Genomic DNA, 16,992 nt, shown 5'->3' with positions numbered 1-16,992 from the left:
CTGAATTACTCCCAAAAAATTTATTCATATAATATAATTTTTGTCTAACTTTTCTTTTTAGTCTTTTGGGCACTCTTGGATATTCTCTGTTTGAGATACTTAGTCCAGTAACATATTGTGGTTGCCCTTGTATTGCAAATAAAGTTTTTTGTTTGTTTAGCTTAAGATTATATTTGTTTAGTATTTTTTGCAAATCATCTGCTTTTATAAAATTATTTTCATCTGAAGAAAAAGTAATGTCGTCCCCGTATCTAGTATAAACAACATTTTTAGCTATCGAGGATATTATGTCTGCATCCAATTCATAGCAAAATAAATTTGCTAATAACGGACTTGTATTTAAGCCTTCTTTTAATGCATTATTATATGTGCATAGATTTGAAAATAGTTCGGCAGCTTGCTTTTCGTAGCCAATCTTAATAAAAATATTTTCAATACTTTCTTTTTTAATTGATATAAAAAAGTCTTCAATATCAAATTTATATAGGTAATATTTATTAAGATGCTCTTTTGAATTTGATACTGTATTTTTACCCCTTAAAAAACCATGTGCATATTGTGAAATATACTTGTCATAATCGCTGTATATAATTTTTTCTAACTCATTTAGCAATTCTTTATAAAAAACATTAAAAGGTTCATTAATTTTTAATACTTCTCTAAAGCTTGTTGAAAATTTTTTGTTCTTTTTCTTTAGCTTTAGTAGCTTAAAATAATCACTTTGAGTTTTTGTGTTGTCTGGCTCTTTCATAAATCCCAGAAAGCCAATATTGGTATTAAAACTTTTTGCTATAGCTTCTAGTGAATTTAGTTTTCTTATGTCCAAGTGTATACCTAAAAACGAAAGGGGGTATGGAATAAATAGGATTAGATTGTAATTGACTTACCATCGAATACGATTCGCATTCCAAATTATTTTTCCATACCCTTTTATAATTTTAGCATAATAAATCTAAATATTCTACGCCACTACGTTTGGAAACTCAAACACCGTTTTGCCGCTTTTTATCGTGATTACCGCTGCGCCTTTTAGCATTTTGCCTAGCAGCGGGGAGTTTTGGGATTTTGATTTATTTAGGTTTTTGTCGTAGAGATATTCGAATTTTGGATCTATTATCGCGATGTCGGCGAAATAGCCCTCCGCGATCACGCCCTTGTCCTTTAGTCTTAAAATTTTAGCCGCGTTATAGGACGTCAGAGCCGCCATCTGCTCGATACTTATCACGCCGTCGTTTACCAAATCTAGCGTCATAGGCACGAGTGTTTGTAGGCCGAGTATTCCAAAAGGCGCCTTGTCGAATTCTAAAAATTTCTCGTCGTTGTGGTGCGGGGCATGGTCGGTCACTATGACGTCGATGAGGCCGCTTTTTAGGCCGTCTCTGATCGCCTCTACGTCTGATTTCGTGCGAAGCGGCGGCGACATTTTAAAGTTCGTATCGTAGCCTAGTAGCTCGTCCTCGGTGTAGGTAAAGTGGTGCGGCGTCGCCTCGCAGGTCACGTTTATGCCGGCCGCGCGAGCCTGCGCGATGAGTTTTAGCGACCACTCGGAGCTAACGTGCGCGATGTGGATGTGGCCGCCTGTTAGCTTGGCTAGTAGTAGATCGCGCGAGACCATGATCTCTTCTTGCTCGCGCGGCATGCCCTTGATGCCTAGTATCGCCGAGACGCGGCCCTCGTTCATGTGGCCGCCGCGGCATAGCGAGCAGTCCTGGGAGTGGTTGATGACGAAGCTGCCGAAGTGCTTTGAGTACTCAAGCGCATATCTCATCACGTCGCTGCTAGCTACTGGCAGACCGTCGTCGCTAAACGCCACTGCGCCAGCCTCGGTCATATCGCCCATCTCTACGCACTTTTTGCCGTCCATCTTGCTCGTTATCGCGCCGATTGGTAGCAGATCGATGAGGCCGCGGGCTCTAGCTTTAGCTACCATGTCGCGCGTGACGACGGCGTTGTCGTTTACGGGATTTGTATTTGCCATCGGGCAGCAGGTTGTTACGCCGCCGGCGACTGCGGTTTCAGAGCCTGTGTTTATATCGTCTTTATACTCAAGGCCGGGATCCCTAAAATGTACGTGCATGTCGATTAGGCCAGGCATTACTAGCTTGCCGTTAGCGTCTATTACTTTATCAGCCGCAGGTTCGTCAGCTGTGATGAGAGCTATCTTGTCGCCGTCTATCAGGATGTTTGCTTTTTGCGAGCCGTTATGATTTACGATCGTGCCATTTTTGATGAGAGTTTTCATTTTGCGCCTTTGTTTTTTATGAGAGTATCTAGGATCGCCATCCTGACGGCGACGCCGTTTTCGACCTGATTTAGCACGTGCGAGTAGCGCGGATCGTCGGCTACGTCGGAGTTTATCTCGACGCCGCGGTTTATAGGGCCCGGGTGCAGGATCATGACGCCCTCTTTGGCGTATTTCATTTTGGCTTGGGTTAGGCCGAAAAATTTGGAGTATTCGCGTACGGACGGAAATGCGATCTCATCGTCCTGACGCTCGAGCTGGATACGCAGCATGATGATGACGTCCGAGTCCTCGATGGCCTCGCGCATATCGGAGCAAATTTGACAGCCGAAAGCCTCCATGCCCGTTAAAAACATCGGCGGGCCAAATAGCTTAACCTTGGCTCCGAGCGTTTTTAGGACGTAGATGTTTGAGCGAGCTACGCGGCTGTGAAAGATATCGCCGATGATGGCGACCGTGAGATTTTCTAGACTGCCGCGATTTTCTAGTATAGTAAAAAGATCAAGCAGCGCTTGGCTAGGGTGTTCGTTTAGTCCGTCGCCGGCGTTTACGACGTGAGCGTCGGTGTTCTCGGCGATAAATTTAGCTGCGCCCGAGCTGTAGTGGCGCACGACCACGATGTCCGTTTTCATCGCGACGATGTTGTGGACGGTGTCGATGAGCGTTTCGCCCTTTTTGGTGCTGGAGCTTGAGGCGGTGAAATTTATAGCATCGGCTCCGAGGCGCTTAGCCTCGATCTCAAAGCTCGTTCGCGTCCTAGTCGAGTTTTCGAAAAAGGCGTTTACGGTCGTTTTGCCGTAGAGCGACTTGGCTTTTTTAGTCTCGGAGTTGTTTAGCGCTTTAAACTCCTTGGCTAAATTTAGGAAATGGTAAATTTCGTCTTTGGTTAAATTTGCAGCGGTTACGAGGTCTTTTTTGGTATAGCTCATCCGTTTTTTCCTTAGAAAGATAGAGTTAAATCAAAAAAGCGATATTACCCCGTTTTTACTTAAGGTTTAATTTTGTAGCTTGCTAAACTCCGCGCCCAGACGCTCTCTGATCTCGTCGCCCGCACGCTCGCCGTCTTTAAAGTTTTCCGTGACGAGATCGTCTAGGCGGTTAAGCACCTCAAAGAGCTCGCTTTCCCATTTATCGGGGTTTCTAGCGGTGTTCATCGTCTCGATAAACGTCAGCTTCTTGCTCATCTCGCTTAGGCTTTCTAAAAATTTTTCCTTTAGATCCTCGTTTTTTAGAGCATCGTCGTAGAGCGCTTTCATCTTTAGCTCTCTTAGCTCGCCGTTAATGATTTCGCAAAAATCCTTGTACTTTTGCACCGAAATTTGACGTACGGCCTCTGGGGAGTTGTTTGCTAGAGTGCCGTTCTCGTCGATCTTTCTCGTTATTTTTTGTATCTGCGTGTATAGCACGAGCGCGGCTATGACGCAGATGACGGCGTAAAATGCGATAGATGACATTGTTTTTCCTTTTTTGATTTAAATTTGCGGTTATACTGAAATTTTGCTTTTTTTACTATAAATCGCGCTAAAGCTAACCACCGCTAGCGCGCTCCAGATCAGCAAAAACGACAGCGCCTTAAGCGCGCTAACCTGCTCGCCGTAGTAAAAAACGGCAAGCAAAAGCTGCATCGAAGGCGAGATATACTGCAGGTAGCCGATCGTGCTCAAATTTAGCCTAGTAGCCGCCGAGTTAAAAAGCAAAAGCGGCACTACGGTCGCAGGCCCGCAAAGAGCGATCAAAAGCCCAAACCACGAAAAACTAAAGTGGTTTTGCTCGCTAGCCGCGACGAAAAATAGCGCGACGAGGGCGATAGGAGCTATGAGCGCGGTTTCGACGAAAAGCCCTTCCAAAGAGGGCACGCTAAGGCGTTTTCTGATAAGCGAATAAAATCCAAACGTGATAGGCAAAATGATAGATATGATAGGTAGGCCGCCCGCGTCGTAAATTTGCACTCCGATAGCGACAAAGACGATAGCGATGGCAAATTTGCCCGCGCGCGATAGCTTTTCTTTTAAAATCAGCACGCCAAGGAGCATATTTACGAGAGGATTTATGAAGTATCCTAGGCTGGTTTCTACGATCTTACCGATATTTACGGCGTAGACGTATATCCACCAGTTTGCGGCGATGAGAAGCCCCGTGACAAATAGCCAAAACGTAGTTTTTTTGTTACTTAAAATTTTCTTTGCGGCGCCTAGTTTGCGGCCAAATTTGAGTAGCAAAAACAAAAGTAGCACCGACCAAACGATACGGTGAGCGACGATCTCGGTGGCCGAAAGCGCGCTGAGTTGTTTAAAATAAATAGGAAAAATGCCCCAGATCATAAAGACCGACAGGCCGTAGATGAAGCCGATTTTGGTTTGATTTTTGTCTTGCATTTTTCCGCTTTTTTTGGCGAAATTATATTTATTTGTCGTTAATCAAAGCTTATGTGGCTCAAAAATGCGCAGCGAGGGCAAATTTGGGGCTAAAATTTGAAATTTTATCTGTAATAAAAGTTCTTTTAGCTAAAATCGGCGTTATTTTTAAAAAGGTTTAAAGATGTGGAGTAGAGATTCGTGGAGAAAATTTAATATCTTGCAGCAGCCAAGCTACCCCGACGAGGTCTTGCTAAAAAAGGCCGAGGATAAGCTAAAGACGATGCCGCCGCTAGTTTTTGCCGGCGAGGCTAGAAACCTAAAACAAGATTTAGCTAAAGTTTGTAATGGCGAGGCGTTTTTGCTCCAAGGCGGCGACTGCGCGGAGAGTTTTTCAAATTTTAACGCTGTAAATATCCGCGATATGTTTAAAGTGATGTTGCAAATGGCGATCGTTCTAACGTTTGCAGGACGCTGCCCTGTCGTAAAAGTAGGGCGCGTGGCAGGTCAGTTTGCCAAGCCTAGAAGCTCGGACTACGAGGAGCAAGGCGGCGTAAAGCTACCGAGCTACCGCGGCGATATCATAAACGGTTTTGAATTTAACTCGGATGCCCGCGTGCCCGATCCAAACCGCATGATCGAGGCGTATTATCAAAGCGCATCCACGATGAACCTGCTTCGCGCCTTTTCTCGCGGCGGTCTAGCCGATCTGCACGAGGTAAATCGCTGGAATCTGGGCTTTATCAAAAAACCCGAGCTTGATGCTAAATACGGCGAGCTAGCCAGGCAGCTGAGCCAAACTCTAGCGTTTATGGGGGCTTGCGGTATAAACGCCTCAAATACTCCCGCGCTTAGCGAAACCAAGGTCTACACCTCGCACGAGGCGCTTTTGCTGCCATACGAGGAGGCTCTAACTAGAGAGGATAGCCTTACTGGCGACTGGTACGACTGCTCGGCACATATGCTCTGGATCGGCGAGCGCACTCGCGGCATAAACGACGCTCACGTACATTTTTTAAGCGGCGTACACAATCCTTTAGGCGTCAAAATCGGACCAAACGCAACCGCGCAGGACGTCATCGCGCTCGCAAATGCGCTAAATCCTCAAAACGAAGCGGGCAGACTAAACGTAATCATCAGAATGGGTGCGGATAAAATCGGCGAGCGGCTACCTAAAATCCTACGCGAAGTAAAACGCGAAGGGCTAAATATCGTCTACAGCATCGATCCAATGCACGGCAACACGATAAAAGCCGCAAACGGCTACAAAACGCGCGAATTTGACAATATCCTAGCCGAAGTGCAGAGCTTTTTTGAAATACATAGAGCAGAAGGCACGCATGCAGGCGGCGTGCATCTAGAGATGACGGGTCAGGACGTGACCGAGTGCACGGGCGGATCGTTTAAACTAAACGAGGACGATCTCGCACATAGATACGAGACGCAATGCGATCCGCGCCTAAACGCCGATCAGTCGCTAGAACTTGCGTTTTTAATCGCCGAGTTTTTAAAGAAAATTTAGCTTTATCGGGCGTAAATTTGGTTAAATTTGCGCCCCTTTAAATTTGACGCGCTTCAAATTTGGCTCCCAAATTTACCGAATTTAAACAAGCCAAATTTCCTCCTGCTCGCCTTTTATCTTTCAAATTTGACTGTTTTTGTCTTTTTAAAATTAAATTTACCCCAAATTTCGCGAATTTCTTAAAATTTAATACAATTTTCGCTACATTAATGAAAAATTATCAAATCGGAGAGAATCAATGAGCGATGTTTACGACATTATCGTGATAGGCGGCGGCCCTTGCGGCATCGCGACCGTCGTAGAGGCGAGAGCCAATGGATTAAAAAAAGTTTTGCTTCTCGAAAAGGGCGATAACCACAGCCAAACTATAAGAAAATTTTACAAAGACAATAAGCGCGTGGATAAGGAGTACAAAGGTCAAGACAGCACCATTCACGGCATCGTGTCCTTTGAAGACGGCACAAAAGAGAGCACGCTTGATTATTTCGATAAGCTGCTAGACGAGGAAAAGATCGAGGCCGTGTTTAACTCCGAGGTCGAAAGCGTAAAGAAAAAGGATGGTTTGTTTTTCGTGCACACCGCAAAGGGCGACTATCAAGCCAAAAACGTGATGATAAGTATCGGTAAAATGGGACGCCCGAACAAGCCGGACTACAAAATCCCGCCTTCGCTAAATAACGTTATAAATTTTAACCTAAACTCCTGTTCTAGCGGCGAAAAAGTGCTCGTGGTAGGCGGCGGAAACTCGGCCGTGGAGTACGCTATCGAGCTTTGCCAATACAACAAAACGACGCTGGCTTACCGCAAGGATAAATTTAGTCGCGTAAATGACGTAAACGTAACGGCGCTGTGGGAACTAGAAAAAGCAAATAAGCTAAAAGTGCGACTAAACCACGACATCACCGAGATCGAAAACGAATCCGGACGCGTTAGAGTGCACTTTTCAAACGGAAAAATCAGAGTCTACGACAGGGTCGTCTACGCTATCGGCGGCTCGACTCCGGTGGATTTTTTACAAAAATGCGGAGTTAAGCTTGACGCTGATAAAGATCCGGTCGTAAACGAGCACTATGAAAGCAGCGTACACGGCCTATATATCGGCGGCGACATCGTGCTAAAAAACGGCGGCTCGATCGTGCTCGCGCTAAATCATGCGCACAAGGTAGTCCAAAACATCAAGGAAAAATAGAGTTGAGAGCGTTAAATTTAGTCTTATTTTTTATCTGCGGTTGTTTGCTCACACTGGGCGGATATTATTTGTATTTCGAGTTTACAAAACCGTCTGCAAAGTCTACGGAACTCGCCGTGCAAATAATGAACGTCGAAGAAGCGCCTAAAAATGAGGGCGCAAGTACTACGAATGAGACAAATTCGGCTATCCCAAGTCAAGTTTTGCCGCAGGAAAAGTATACTAAAAATTTGGACGCAAACTATACGGACGCGCCTATTTTAGGCGACGAGGACGAGCTAAAAGAGCAAATCCGCGTCCTGCGCGCTCAAAATAAGCTACTCTATGACGATAACGTCGATCTAGTGAGTAAAAATCTAGAAATCTCAAATATCTTAAGCGATCAAAAAGCCGAGCTGGAAACCAGGCGAAAACAAGCTGCCAGCGCTAACGACAAACAGCGTTTAAGCGCGATCGACGAGCTAAATAAAAAGCTAGCAAAAGCGCAAGAAGAAAACGAAAAAAATAAAAATTTAGAGCAAAATTTGACTTTGCTTCGTAGCGAGATCAAAGCTCTAAAAACCGAGCTAGAAAAAAGGCAGAGCGAATTTGATAAATCAAGCACTAAAACGCAAAACGAAAGCCAAAATGCTCTAAAAAGACTCGAAGCTCAAAACGACGAGCTAAAAAGCGAAGCGCTATCTAGTAAGGCTAAATTTGAAAGCGAACTAAGAACGGCAAACGAAGAGACCGCAAAACTAAAGAGCGAAAATGCTAGGCTTACAAACGAGCTAGGACTAAAAGATACCGAGATAAAAAGGATCGCGAGCGAATACAACGCTCAGGCTCTAAATGCTCAAAATTTATCTAAAAATAGGATCGCCGCCCTAGAAAAAGAACAAGACGCGGACAAGAAAAAAATAAGCGAGCTTGAAGCGAGCCTTGAAAACGCAAATAAAAAAGCCGAGTCAAAAGCTAAGCTAAAAGCGATAAATGATGAGCTAAACGCGACGAATAAAGAGTTAGTCGCAAAGCTCGAGAAAGAAAAACAAGGATTTGAAAAAGAGATTGAACAAAACGAGGCTATATATAAAACCGAGCTTGAAAAGCTAAAAAATCAGATTGAAAACGAGCGCCAAGAAACAGAGCAAAACGTGGCGGAACTAAAGAGTAAAATTTATGAACTAGAAAATCAAATTTCGCAAAAAGATAGCTCACTGCAAAGTGCGGAAGCTAAGGTTGTAGAGCTAAACGAGTCGCTAAATATCCAAAAAGAACTGCTAGCGGACGAGATCGCCGCTGGTAAAAAAAACATCCAAAACTATAAAATTTTAAATAACAAAATCACGACTTTAGTTGAAAACGATATCAAAACAGCCAAGGAAAACAAAGAGCAACTAGATGCTTTAAATGAGCTTTTGACGCAAAAAGACGCAGAGCTCGCGACTCTAAGAAAACAGATACAAGACGGAGCTAAAGATCTAAGCGACACGAAGGAAAATTTAGCTAAAACAAGTACGCAAAAAAACATCGCAAAGGGCGAAGTGGCGCAGATACTAACCAAAAATGAAGAGCTGATGAGCGAAAATGAAAATCTAAAAAAGATCATCCAGCTAAATTTTAGAGCCGAAGTGCCTAAAAAGGTTGTTTTCATCGCCTCGGTCGAGTGTTCTGATATGAGCGCAGGCTCAGACAGACCGACGCAAGTTTGCAAAAATAAAGTAAGCGACTTTTTGCAGAATTATAATTCAAATTATTATTTTGAAATCACGCCGATAGTTAGCCGTGGTAACTTTATCGCCACGTCAAAAGCGGCAAAAGTGATCCCGCAAGACGAGCTAGAAAAGATCAACTCATATGCAAATTTCGGTATCGGCAAAGAGCGCGCCAAGGTTGCCGGCGAGATGATAAAAGATGAATTTGGCGACTTTTCGCGTATATCGTACAGTAACGACATCATCACTTCTCAAGATAAGCAAGGATTTATCATCAAGGTATATAGATGATAATCACTCAGCCCAAAAACGGCTACCGCTACAACAGCGACACGATGTTTTTGTATGACTTTATCCGTGAGGGCGGAGTGTGCGGCGAGGTGCTAGAGGTTGGTTGCGGTAGCGGGGTTTTGGGGCTGCTTTTAAAGCGCGATTTTCCTAAAATTTCGCTTAGCTTACTTGATATTTTAGAAGCTAACGTAAATTTGGCCGCCGCAAACGCTAGCCAAAACGGGCTTGAAGCCGAGTTTATAACGTCTGATTTTGCTAAATTTAAGAGTGAAAAAAGATATAATCTCATCGTCTCAAACCCGCCCTTTTACCACGACGGCGCGAAAAAAAGCGAGAACGAGCACCTTCGCACCGCTAGATATAGTGAAAATTTGCCGCTTAGCGAGCTTGTGGGTAGCGCAAATTCGCTGCTAAAGCCGCGCGGAGTTTTTAGCTTTTGCTACGACGCTAAGCGTATATCTGAAATTTTGCTTTGTTTGAGCGAATTTAAATTTACGCTTACTAGGCTTTGCTTCGTGCATCCAAAAGCGGACGGCGCGGCAAATTTGGTGCTAATCGAGGCTAAAAAAAGCTCAAAATCTTTGACTCAAATTTTACCGCCGATTTTTGTTTTTGAAGGCGGCGTTTATAGTAAAAAGGCGGCTGAAATTTTTGCCGCGGCAAATACGCAAAGCAAGGATGCGGCGGAGTGAATTTGCTAAGACAAAGCGGCTTTGGTTATGAATTTGACGCTAGCAAGTGCGAGCTGTGCGGCGGCAAATGCTGCACTGGCGAGAGCGGCTATATATGGATAAGCTCCGCGGAAATCTCGTCATTGGCGCAGCATCTAAAAATGAGTGAGGATGAGTTTAGATCGCGATTTTTAGATAAATTCGGATATAAATTTAGCCTCAAAGAAAAGCCCTACGACGGCGGGTTTGCGTGCGTTTTTTTTGACGAAACGGCAAAAAACTGCTCGGTTTACGACTTTCGACCGAGCCAGTGCCGCACCTTTCCGTTTTGGGACTATTTTAAGGATAAAATCAATGAATTGGAGAAAGAATGCGCGGGAATAAGGCGATTTTAAAATTTATATTGGCGGCCTTGCTTGTTTGTTTTGCTACCGCCAAAGACGGCTTTGATGAGAATTTGTACGTTATCAAGGCGCTTTTGGCGGTGGAAAACGCTAGGCACGACGAGGCGACCGAGCTTTACGAGCAGCTTTACGAAAAAACTAAAAACACGGACTATCTAAAAGAGGCGCTCAGACTCGCGTTTTTTTCTAAAAACGTAAATTTTAAAAGCATTTTAGCGCTCAGCCAAAAGGTGTTAAAAGACGACGTAGACGTGCTTCGCATACAGGGCGCAAATTTGATGAGCGAAAACAAACTAGACGAAGCCGCAAAGATAATGAAAGAGCTCGTCAAAAAAGAGGACGTCTCTAAAAATCACGTCATGCTCTCTGCTGTTTACTCGATGCAAAACGATAACAAAGCCGCTCTAGGCGAGCTTGAGCGCGCATATGAGCTAGATAGGAGCGTTGAGAATCTGCTACGCATAGTCGATCTTTTATACAATAAAATGAACGACAAAAAAGAGGCGATCAGGCATCTGGAGAGCTCACGCCGAATCGACGGCTGCGAGGTAGAGACCTGCACGGCGCTAGTAGATATCTATGCGCAGGATGGCCGCTACTCTGATATGATCGATGTTTACGAGAGTCTTTTTGAAGCGACGAAAGAAAAAATCTATCTCGAAAAAGCGCTTGGCGTCTACGTCTATCAAAAAAACTACGACGCGGCGATCAAATTTTTACAAAAATACTCCTACAACGACGATGCGCTGATGGATCTTTACGCTGCGACGGGGGATTTCGGAAAGGCATACAAAAAGGCGCAGGAGGCTTTCGATAAGAGCTTTAATCTCGAATATCAAGCCAAAATGGCGATATATCAGTACGAAAGAGATACGGATAAACAAACCAAAAAGATAGATAAAGATAGCCTCAAACAAGTGATCGCCAACTTTGAAAAATCGGCCGTAAAGCTAAATAATGCACTATATCTAAACTACTACGGCTACCTACTCATCGACCACGATATAGACGCGAAAAAGGGGATAGATCTGGTAAATAAAGCCCTCGAGCTAGAGCCGGGATCTGTGTTTTATCTAGACTCGCTAGCGTGGGGATACTATAAGCTGGGCGAGTGCAAAAAGGCTGACGAGATAATGCAGCAAGTCCTGCACGACGAGGAATTTGTAAATTCACCCGAGGGTAAAGAGCATATAAACTCTATCAAAGAGTGCCTAAAAAAGGGTAAAAAATGATACTAGATCAGATAATCGAACGAACGAAAGATGATTTGGCGCTGCGAAAGTCGCAAACGCCTTTTGAAAAACTACAAGAGCTCGCGGCGAAAAATCCGCGCGAGATAAAAGACGCGGTAAAAGCGCTAAAAAGTAGTGCAAAAGAGCCGTATCGCATCATCGCCGAGGTTAAAAAAGCGAGCCCTAGCAAAGGGCTGATAAGGCCAAATTTCGCGCCCGTAGAGATAGCAAAAGAGTACGAAAAAGGCGGCGCAAACGCTATCTCGGTTCTAACCGAGCCGCATTTTTTTAAAGGAAATTTGGAGTATCTGGCGGCCATAAGACGCGAAAGCTCGCTGCCGCTGCTTCGCAAGGATTTTATCGTAGACGAGTATCAAATTTTAGAAGCGCTCGTTTATGGAGCCGATTTTGTCTTGCTTATCGCAAAGGCTCTTGGCGCCGATGAGTTAAAGCGGCTGTTTGATTACGCGCGCTCTTTGGGGCTTGAGGCCTTGGTCGAGACGCACGACGAGGAGGATGTAGAAAAGTCAAATTTCGCATGCGCAAAGATGGTCGGCGTAAATCACCGAAATTTAAGTACGTTTGAGATGGATATGAGCCTTTGCGAGAAGCTGTTTTCTAAAATCAAAAACGCAAGCGTTATCGTCGCAGAAAGCGGCATCTATGAGCACTCGCAACTAAAAGAGCTACACGCGCAAGGAGCCGACGCGTTTTTGATAGGCGAGCATTTTATGAGGCAAGAGGACTTGGCAAAAGCCGTAAAAACCGTAAAGGAGGGCTGATATGGAGCACATTTGCGCACCGTGGAGGAGCGAATATTTCGGCAAAAAGGAGCAGGGCTGCGTCTTTTGCAACGTCGTAAATCATCCGGAAAAAGACGCGCAGACTGGCGTTTTGTTCCGCGCAAAGCGGTGTTTTGGGATCATGAATCTCTACCCGTATACGCCGGGGCACTTTATGGTGATACCTTACGTGCACGTCGATAATATCGAAAGCCTAGACGAACAGACGTGGTTGGAGATGAGCGCCTACGTGCGCGAGGGCGTGAAAATTTTAAAACGCGAGCTAAATGCGGCTGGCGTAAATATCGGGATGAATCTGGGCAAAGCAGGGGGTGCGGGTATCTCAGAGCACGTGCACTATCATCTAGTGCCGCGTTGGAGCGGCGATACGAACTTCATAACATCTATCGCCGAAGTGCGCGTAAACGGCGTGCCTTTTACTCCGCTTTACGAGAAGCTAAAAGCCGCGTTTGCGGACGTTTGCTTTAACGAGCGGTAAATTTATTTTTACCAAATTATTTTTTGGTAAAATTATCAAAATTAAAAGATATTGAGGCATACAATGAGATTTATTTTGCCAATATTTTTGTCATTTTCTTTTGTTTTTGCAGGCTTTAACTGCGATGACGCTTTGGTCGAAAAGCAGCGATATTTCTCTCAAAATTTAACCTTTTCGGGAGAATTTGAACCAAACTGCAAGGACTCTATCCTGGGGATAAAAGAGGCTCAAATTTTACTCTCGGCCGCTCAAAAGATCCGCGCCGAGAGCCTTGCTTGCGTCGGAAATTTGGCGACTAAAAATTTAAACGAGTTTAAATTTAAGGTATTAAAAGCCTCCTATGCACCTGAAATTTACGCCAAAGAACTAGAAAGCCCTGATGAATACGAAAAACTCGTAGCACAAAATAGAGCCAGGCTTCGCTACTGGGGACATCAAAGTTTAAGTAACTTCACGGTTTTTAAGGACTTTAACAAAGACTACAATGCCGCGCTTGAGCCGCTAGTAAGCTACTATAAATCAAATTTCAAAATAGACGAAGGCAGCGCGATTTATTACGCTTCAAAGGTTGCAAACGAGTTTTTAAAATTTGCCGCTGCGACTCTGCAAAACGGCGATATGGACGAGTTTGCGAGAAAAGTTAGCGACCCGACTTTTACAAAATACGGCATAAATGAGGCGATATATTCGGGCTCCGTCTCGCAAAGCTCGCTGCAAAACGCCTTTAACGCCGCGCTTCTTTACGAAAAAAGCGAGGACGTGATAAAAGAGTTTTTACGCGCGGGAGTAAATTTAAACTATGGCTTTGAGAATTCGCTGTTTTTCGCTCTTAAAAATTTAAACAACGTAAAGCTCCTGGTTTCTAGCGGCGCGGACGTAAACTACGAAAATCTGCTCGGCGTCACCCCGCTTTTTAAGGCTGTACAACTAAACGATATAAATTTAGTCAAATTTCTACTAGGAAACGGAGCGTTAGTAAACAAAAGGCTGATAGACGTGAGCACTAAGCTTGCATATAGTGCAAATTTGAGCGTCCAGCTACCTAGCTTTGTGAAGCTCTGCGACTTTGACGCGGCGTCAAAAAGCGTGCTGATGAGCGCGGCAGGGGCGGCTGACGTGGAGATTTTGCAGCTTTTGATAGATAACGGCGCGGACGTGCAGGCAGTGGATGATAACGGACTAAACGCCCTAGACTACGCGATCATCGGCAAAAAAGAGATCAACGCGCAGTATCTAAGGGCGATGGGGCTTGAGTCAAATTTGATCACCGAATAAGGAGAAAATATGAAAGGAACGGCTTTTATCACGGGAGCTACGTCGGGATTCGGCGAGGCGATAGCTAGGACGCTCAGCCGCGAAGGGTACAAGATCGTAGCGCTCGCTCGCCGCAAGGAAAGGCTCGAAACTCTGGTAAAGGAGCTTGGAAATACGCACATCATCGTCGCAGATATCCGCGATAAAAAGGCGGTTTTTGACGGCGTGGCAAATTTGCCGCAGGAGTTTCGCGATATCGAAGTACTCGTAAATAACGCAGGTTTGGCGCTCGGGCTTGAAGGAGTGGCGGAGACTAGCATCGAGGATTTTGAGGCGATGGTCGATACTAACATCAAAGGCTTTTTATACTCTACCAAGGCCGTTTTGCCCCTCATGATCGCGCGAAAGAGCGGCTATATCTTTAATCTAGGTTCGACTGCGGGCGCATGGCCGTATCCGGGCAGTCACGTTTACGGTGCCAGTAAGGCCTTTGTAAAGCAGTTTAGCAGAAATCTGCGCAACGACATCCGCGGCACCGGTATCCGCGTGACCGAGATAGCTCCCGGTATCTGCAAGACTGAGTTTAGCGAGGTTCGCTTTGGCGGCGATAAGGCTAAAGCCGACGCGGTTTACGAAGGCGTAGAGTACATCACCGCCGAGGATATCGCGCAGATCGTGCTAAACTGCCTAAATATGCCTCACCGCGTCAATATCAACGTCGTCGAGGCGATGGCGACGCAGCAGACTTGGGCCGGGCTTTTTATCGAGAAAAAGTAGACTTTTAGCGTTAAATTTGTGGATTTTTGGGTTAAATTTGACTCTTTTATCAAATTTAACCCGGAATTTGACGCCAAGTATTAAATTTCGAGCGGCAAACTTAATAGCGTTTTAAACCCGTGCGGTTTGAAGCAGATATCATAAATTTACCTTTTTATGCAAATGACGCTCTGCGCTTTAAATACCAAATTTGACCAACAAGCCAGAGTTTCAAAATTCCCTGCAAAATTTAAGTCATGACCAAATTTAAAATTTGCCACCGAGTACAGTTTTAAACAAAATTTCCACAAAAGCCTCATTTTTAACATAAATTTTTTAATAAAGAGCTAAAAAAATTTGAATTCTAAGCGAATTTAAAACAAAAATTTAAGCCGCATTTAGCTAAATTTATGCCTTAAATACCGACCGATGGCACGCGGGGCGGAAAATTTGATTAAACCGACGAAAAACAAAAAGGAGTTTTTGATGAAAAAGATTTTATTTTTGTCGCTTTTGCCGATCTTGGCGCTGGCCGTAGATCCCGAAGTAGCGAAAAAAAATGCAGAAATATTCGGCTTTTGGACGCTCATACCGCCCGTGGTGGCGATAGTTTTGGCGTTTATCACCAAAGACGTCGTTTTGTCGCTGTTTATCGGCGTTTTTAGCGGAACGTTTCTCATAAACATCATCGATTCAAGCATCCCGATGACCTTTGTAAAGGGCTTTACCGATATCGTAAAAAGGGTCGTGGGCTCGCTAGCCGATAGCTGGAACGCGGGCATTGTGCTTCAGGTTCTTTGTATCGGCGGCGTGGTCGCGCTCATAACCAAAATGGGCGGAACCAAGGCTGTGGCGATATGGCTAAGCAAAAAGGCCAAAACAGGCGTTTCTGCTCAAATTTCAACTTGGGTGATGGGACTTTTCGTCTTTTTCGACGACTACGCGAACTCCCTCATCGTGGGCCCTATAATGCGCCCGATAACGGACAAATTTAAAGTCTCTCGCGAAAAACTAGCCTTTATCATCGACGCTACCGCCGCTCCGATCGCTGGTCTAGCCGTCATCTCGACTTGGGTAGGACTTGAGATATCGCTCATTAAACAAGGCTACGAGCTCATCGGCATAACGAACGTAAACGCATTTAGCATCTTTGTCGAGACTATGCCGTATAGATTTTACAACCTTTTCATGCTATTTTTCATCGTTTGTACCGCGTTTATGGGGCGCGAATTTGCAGGCATGCTAAAAGCCGAGCGCAGAGCTAGAGCCGGCGAACTGCACCCTAGAAGCGGCGGAGCTATGATCGAGGACGTCGAGGATAAGACGCTAGAGCCTAAAGAAAATATCAAACTACAAAGCTCAAACGCCGTTATTCCGCTTTTAGTGCTTATTTTGGGCGCGTTTGTTAGCTTTTATTTTAGCGGTCTGGGTGCTCTTGAGGGCGAGGTTCTTGAGAGCGCGAAGGCTCATCCGCTTACGTTCCACACCTTCCAAGCTACTTTTGGCGCTGCCGATGCGTCCGTGGCTCTATTTCAGTCAGCTTTGCTAGCTACCGTGGTGGCGATATTTATGGCCGTTTATAGAAAAATTTTGACCGTTCGCGAGGCGATAGAAACTTGGGGTAAGGGCTGGAAAACCATGATAACTACGATCATCATCCTGCTTCTTGCGTGGTCGCTAAGCTCGGTTATAAAAGAACTCGGCACCTCTCGCTACCTTGTTGATCTGCTTTCTCAGTCTACGCCAAAGATCGTCCTTCCGGCAGCGATTTTTATGCTTGGATCATTTATCAGCTTTTCTACCGGCACCAGCTACGGCACGATGGGCATTTTGATGCCGCTTGCGATACCGCTAGCTAGCGCGGTGGGCATGCACAGCGGACTAGAGGGCGACGCCTTGCACGCGTATATGATAGTAAATATCTCAGCCGTTTTAACGGGCGCGATATTTGGCGATCACTGCTCGCCGATCTCGGATACTACGATACTTTCGTCTATGGGTGCTGGGTGTAACCACATCGATCACGTCCAGACGCAGATGCCTTATGCGCTTGCGGTTTGCGCGATCAGTATTTTTGCGGGATACTTCCCGATCGCGCTTGG

The 16,992-nt window shown here is 45.1% G+C and carries 16 protein-coding genes; 11 read left to right on the top strand and 5 right to left on the bottom strand.

From position 1 onward, the window contains the following. The 5 genes from Q0546_RS06855 to rarD all read right to left on the bottom strand — a co-directional run. A partial coding sequence (locus tag Q0546_RS06855) for a reverse transcriptase family protein (protein WP_298791663.1) occupies window positions 1–826 on the bottom strand: 826 nt, incomplete at its 3' end. Between the two features lie 135 nt (window positions 827–961). Beyond that, on the bottom strand, window positions 962–2,242 hold the full coding sequence (locus Q0546_RS06850) for a dihydroorotase (RefSeq protein ID WP_298791662.1): 1,281 nt from the start codon (window positions 2,240–2,242) through the stop codon (window positions 962–964). Then, complete coding sequence (locus tag Q0546_RS06845; RefSeq protein WP_298791661.1) at window positions 2,239–3,171, bottom strand: aspartate carbamoyltransferase catalytic subunit; 933 nt, start codon at window positions 3,169–3,171, stop codon at window positions 2,239–2,241. Before Q0546_RS06845 ends, Q0546_RS06850 begins: the two co-directional genes overlap by 4 nt. Before the next feature lie 66 nt (window positions 3,172–3,237). Next, entirely contained in the window at window positions 3,238–3,696 is a 459-nt protein-coding gene (locus Q0546_RS06840) for a hypothetical protein (protein WP_298791660.1), read from the bottom strand. A 30-nt stretch (window positions 3,697–3,726) separates the two neighbouring features. Continuing rightward, on the bottom strand, window positions 3,727–4,617 hold the full coding sequence (gene rarD / locus Q0546_RS06835) for an EamA family transporter RarD (RefSeq protein ID WP_298791659.1): 891 nt from the start codon (window positions 4,615–4,617) through the stop codon (window positions 3,727–3,729). A 163-nt stretch (window positions 4,618–4,780) separates the two neighbouring features. Between rarD and Q0546_RS06830 the strand changes: the two genes are divergently transcribed. The 11 genes from Q0546_RS06830 to Q0546_RS06780 all read left to right on the top strand — a co-directional run. Continuing rightward, a complete protein-coding gene (locus Q0546_RS06830; protein WP_298791658.1) occupies window positions 4,781–6,118 on the top strand; it encodes a class II 3-deoxy-7-phosphoheptulonate synthase in 1,338 nt (445 codons plus the stop codon). 238 nt (window positions 6,119–6,356) lie between these two features. Beyond that, complete coding sequence (locus Q0546_RS06825) at window positions 6,357–7,307, top strand: NAD(P)-binding domain-containing protein (protein WP_298791657.1); 951 nt, start codon at window positions 6,357–6,359, stop codon at window positions 7,305–7,307. A gap of 2 nt (window positions 7,308–7,309) precedes the next feature. Next, window positions 7,310–9,292: a vesicular transport factor Uso1p gene (locus Q0546_RS06820; RefSeq protein WP_298791656.1), complete on the top strand. Its 1,983-nt coding sequence runs from the start codon at window positions 7,310–7,312 to the stop codon at window positions 9,290–9,292. Further along, a complete protein-coding gene (locus Q0546_RS06815) occupies window positions 9,289–9,984 on the top strand; it encodes a methyltransferase (protein WP_298791655.1) in 696 nt (231 codons plus the stop codon). Before Q0546_RS06820 ends, Q0546_RS06815 begins: the two co-directional genes overlap by 4 nt. After that, complete coding sequence (locus Q0546_RS06810; protein ID WP_298791654.1) at window positions 9,981–10,358, top strand: YkgJ family cysteine cluster protein; 378 nt, start codon at window positions 9,981–9,983, stop codon at window positions 10,356–10,358. Before Q0546_RS06815 ends, Q0546_RS06810 begins: the two co-directional genes overlap by 4 nt. Further along, window positions 10,334–11,599 (top strand): hypothetical protein, encoded by a 1,266-nt coding sequence (locus tag Q0546_RS06805; protein WP_298791653.1) that lies wholly within the window; start codon window positions 10,334–10,336, stop codon window positions 11,597–11,599. The genes Q0546_RS06810 and Q0546_RS06805 overlap by 25 nt, the downstream gene beginning before the upstream one ends. After that, a complete protein-coding gene (gene trpC, locus Q0546_RS06800) occupies window positions 11,596–12,381 on the top strand; it encodes an indole-3-glycerol phosphate synthase TrpC (RefSeq protein WP_298791652.1) in 786 nt (261 codons plus the stop codon). Before Q0546_RS06805 ends, trpC begins: the two co-directional genes overlap by 4 nt. Before the next feature lies 1 nt (window position 12,382). Beyond that, a complete protein-coding gene (locus tag Q0546_RS06795) occupies window positions 12,383–12,880 on the top strand; it encodes an HIT domain-containing protein (protein WP_298791650.1) in 498 nt (165 codons plus the stop codon). A gap of 63 nt (window positions 12,881–12,943) precedes the next feature. Then, window positions 12,944–14,155, top strand: a complete 1,212-nt coding sequence (locus Q0546_RS06790; protein WP_298791648.1) for an ankyrin repeat domain-containing protein — start codon at window positions 12,944–12,946, stop codon at window positions 14,153–14,155. 9 nt (window positions 14,156–14,164) lie between these two features. Next, window positions 14,165–14,911, top strand: coding sequence for an SDR family NAD(P)-dependent oxidoreductase (locus Q0546_RS06785; protein WP_004321344.1), 747 nt, complete (start codon window positions 14,165–14,167; stop codon window positions 14,909–14,911). A gap of 465 nt (window positions 14,912–15,376) precedes the next feature. Beyond that, a partial coding sequence (locus Q0546_RS06780; RefSeq protein WP_298791643.1) for a Na+/H+ antiporter NhaC family protein occupies window positions 15,377–16,992 on the top strand: 1,616 nt, incomplete at its 3' end.

The organism is uncultured Campylobacter sp., assembly GCF_937997465.1.
Classification (GTDB): Bacteria; Campylobacterota; Campylobacteria; order Campylobacterales; family Campylobacteraceae; genus Campylobacter_A.
This window is presented reverse-complemented; position numbering and strand designations above follow the sequence as displayed.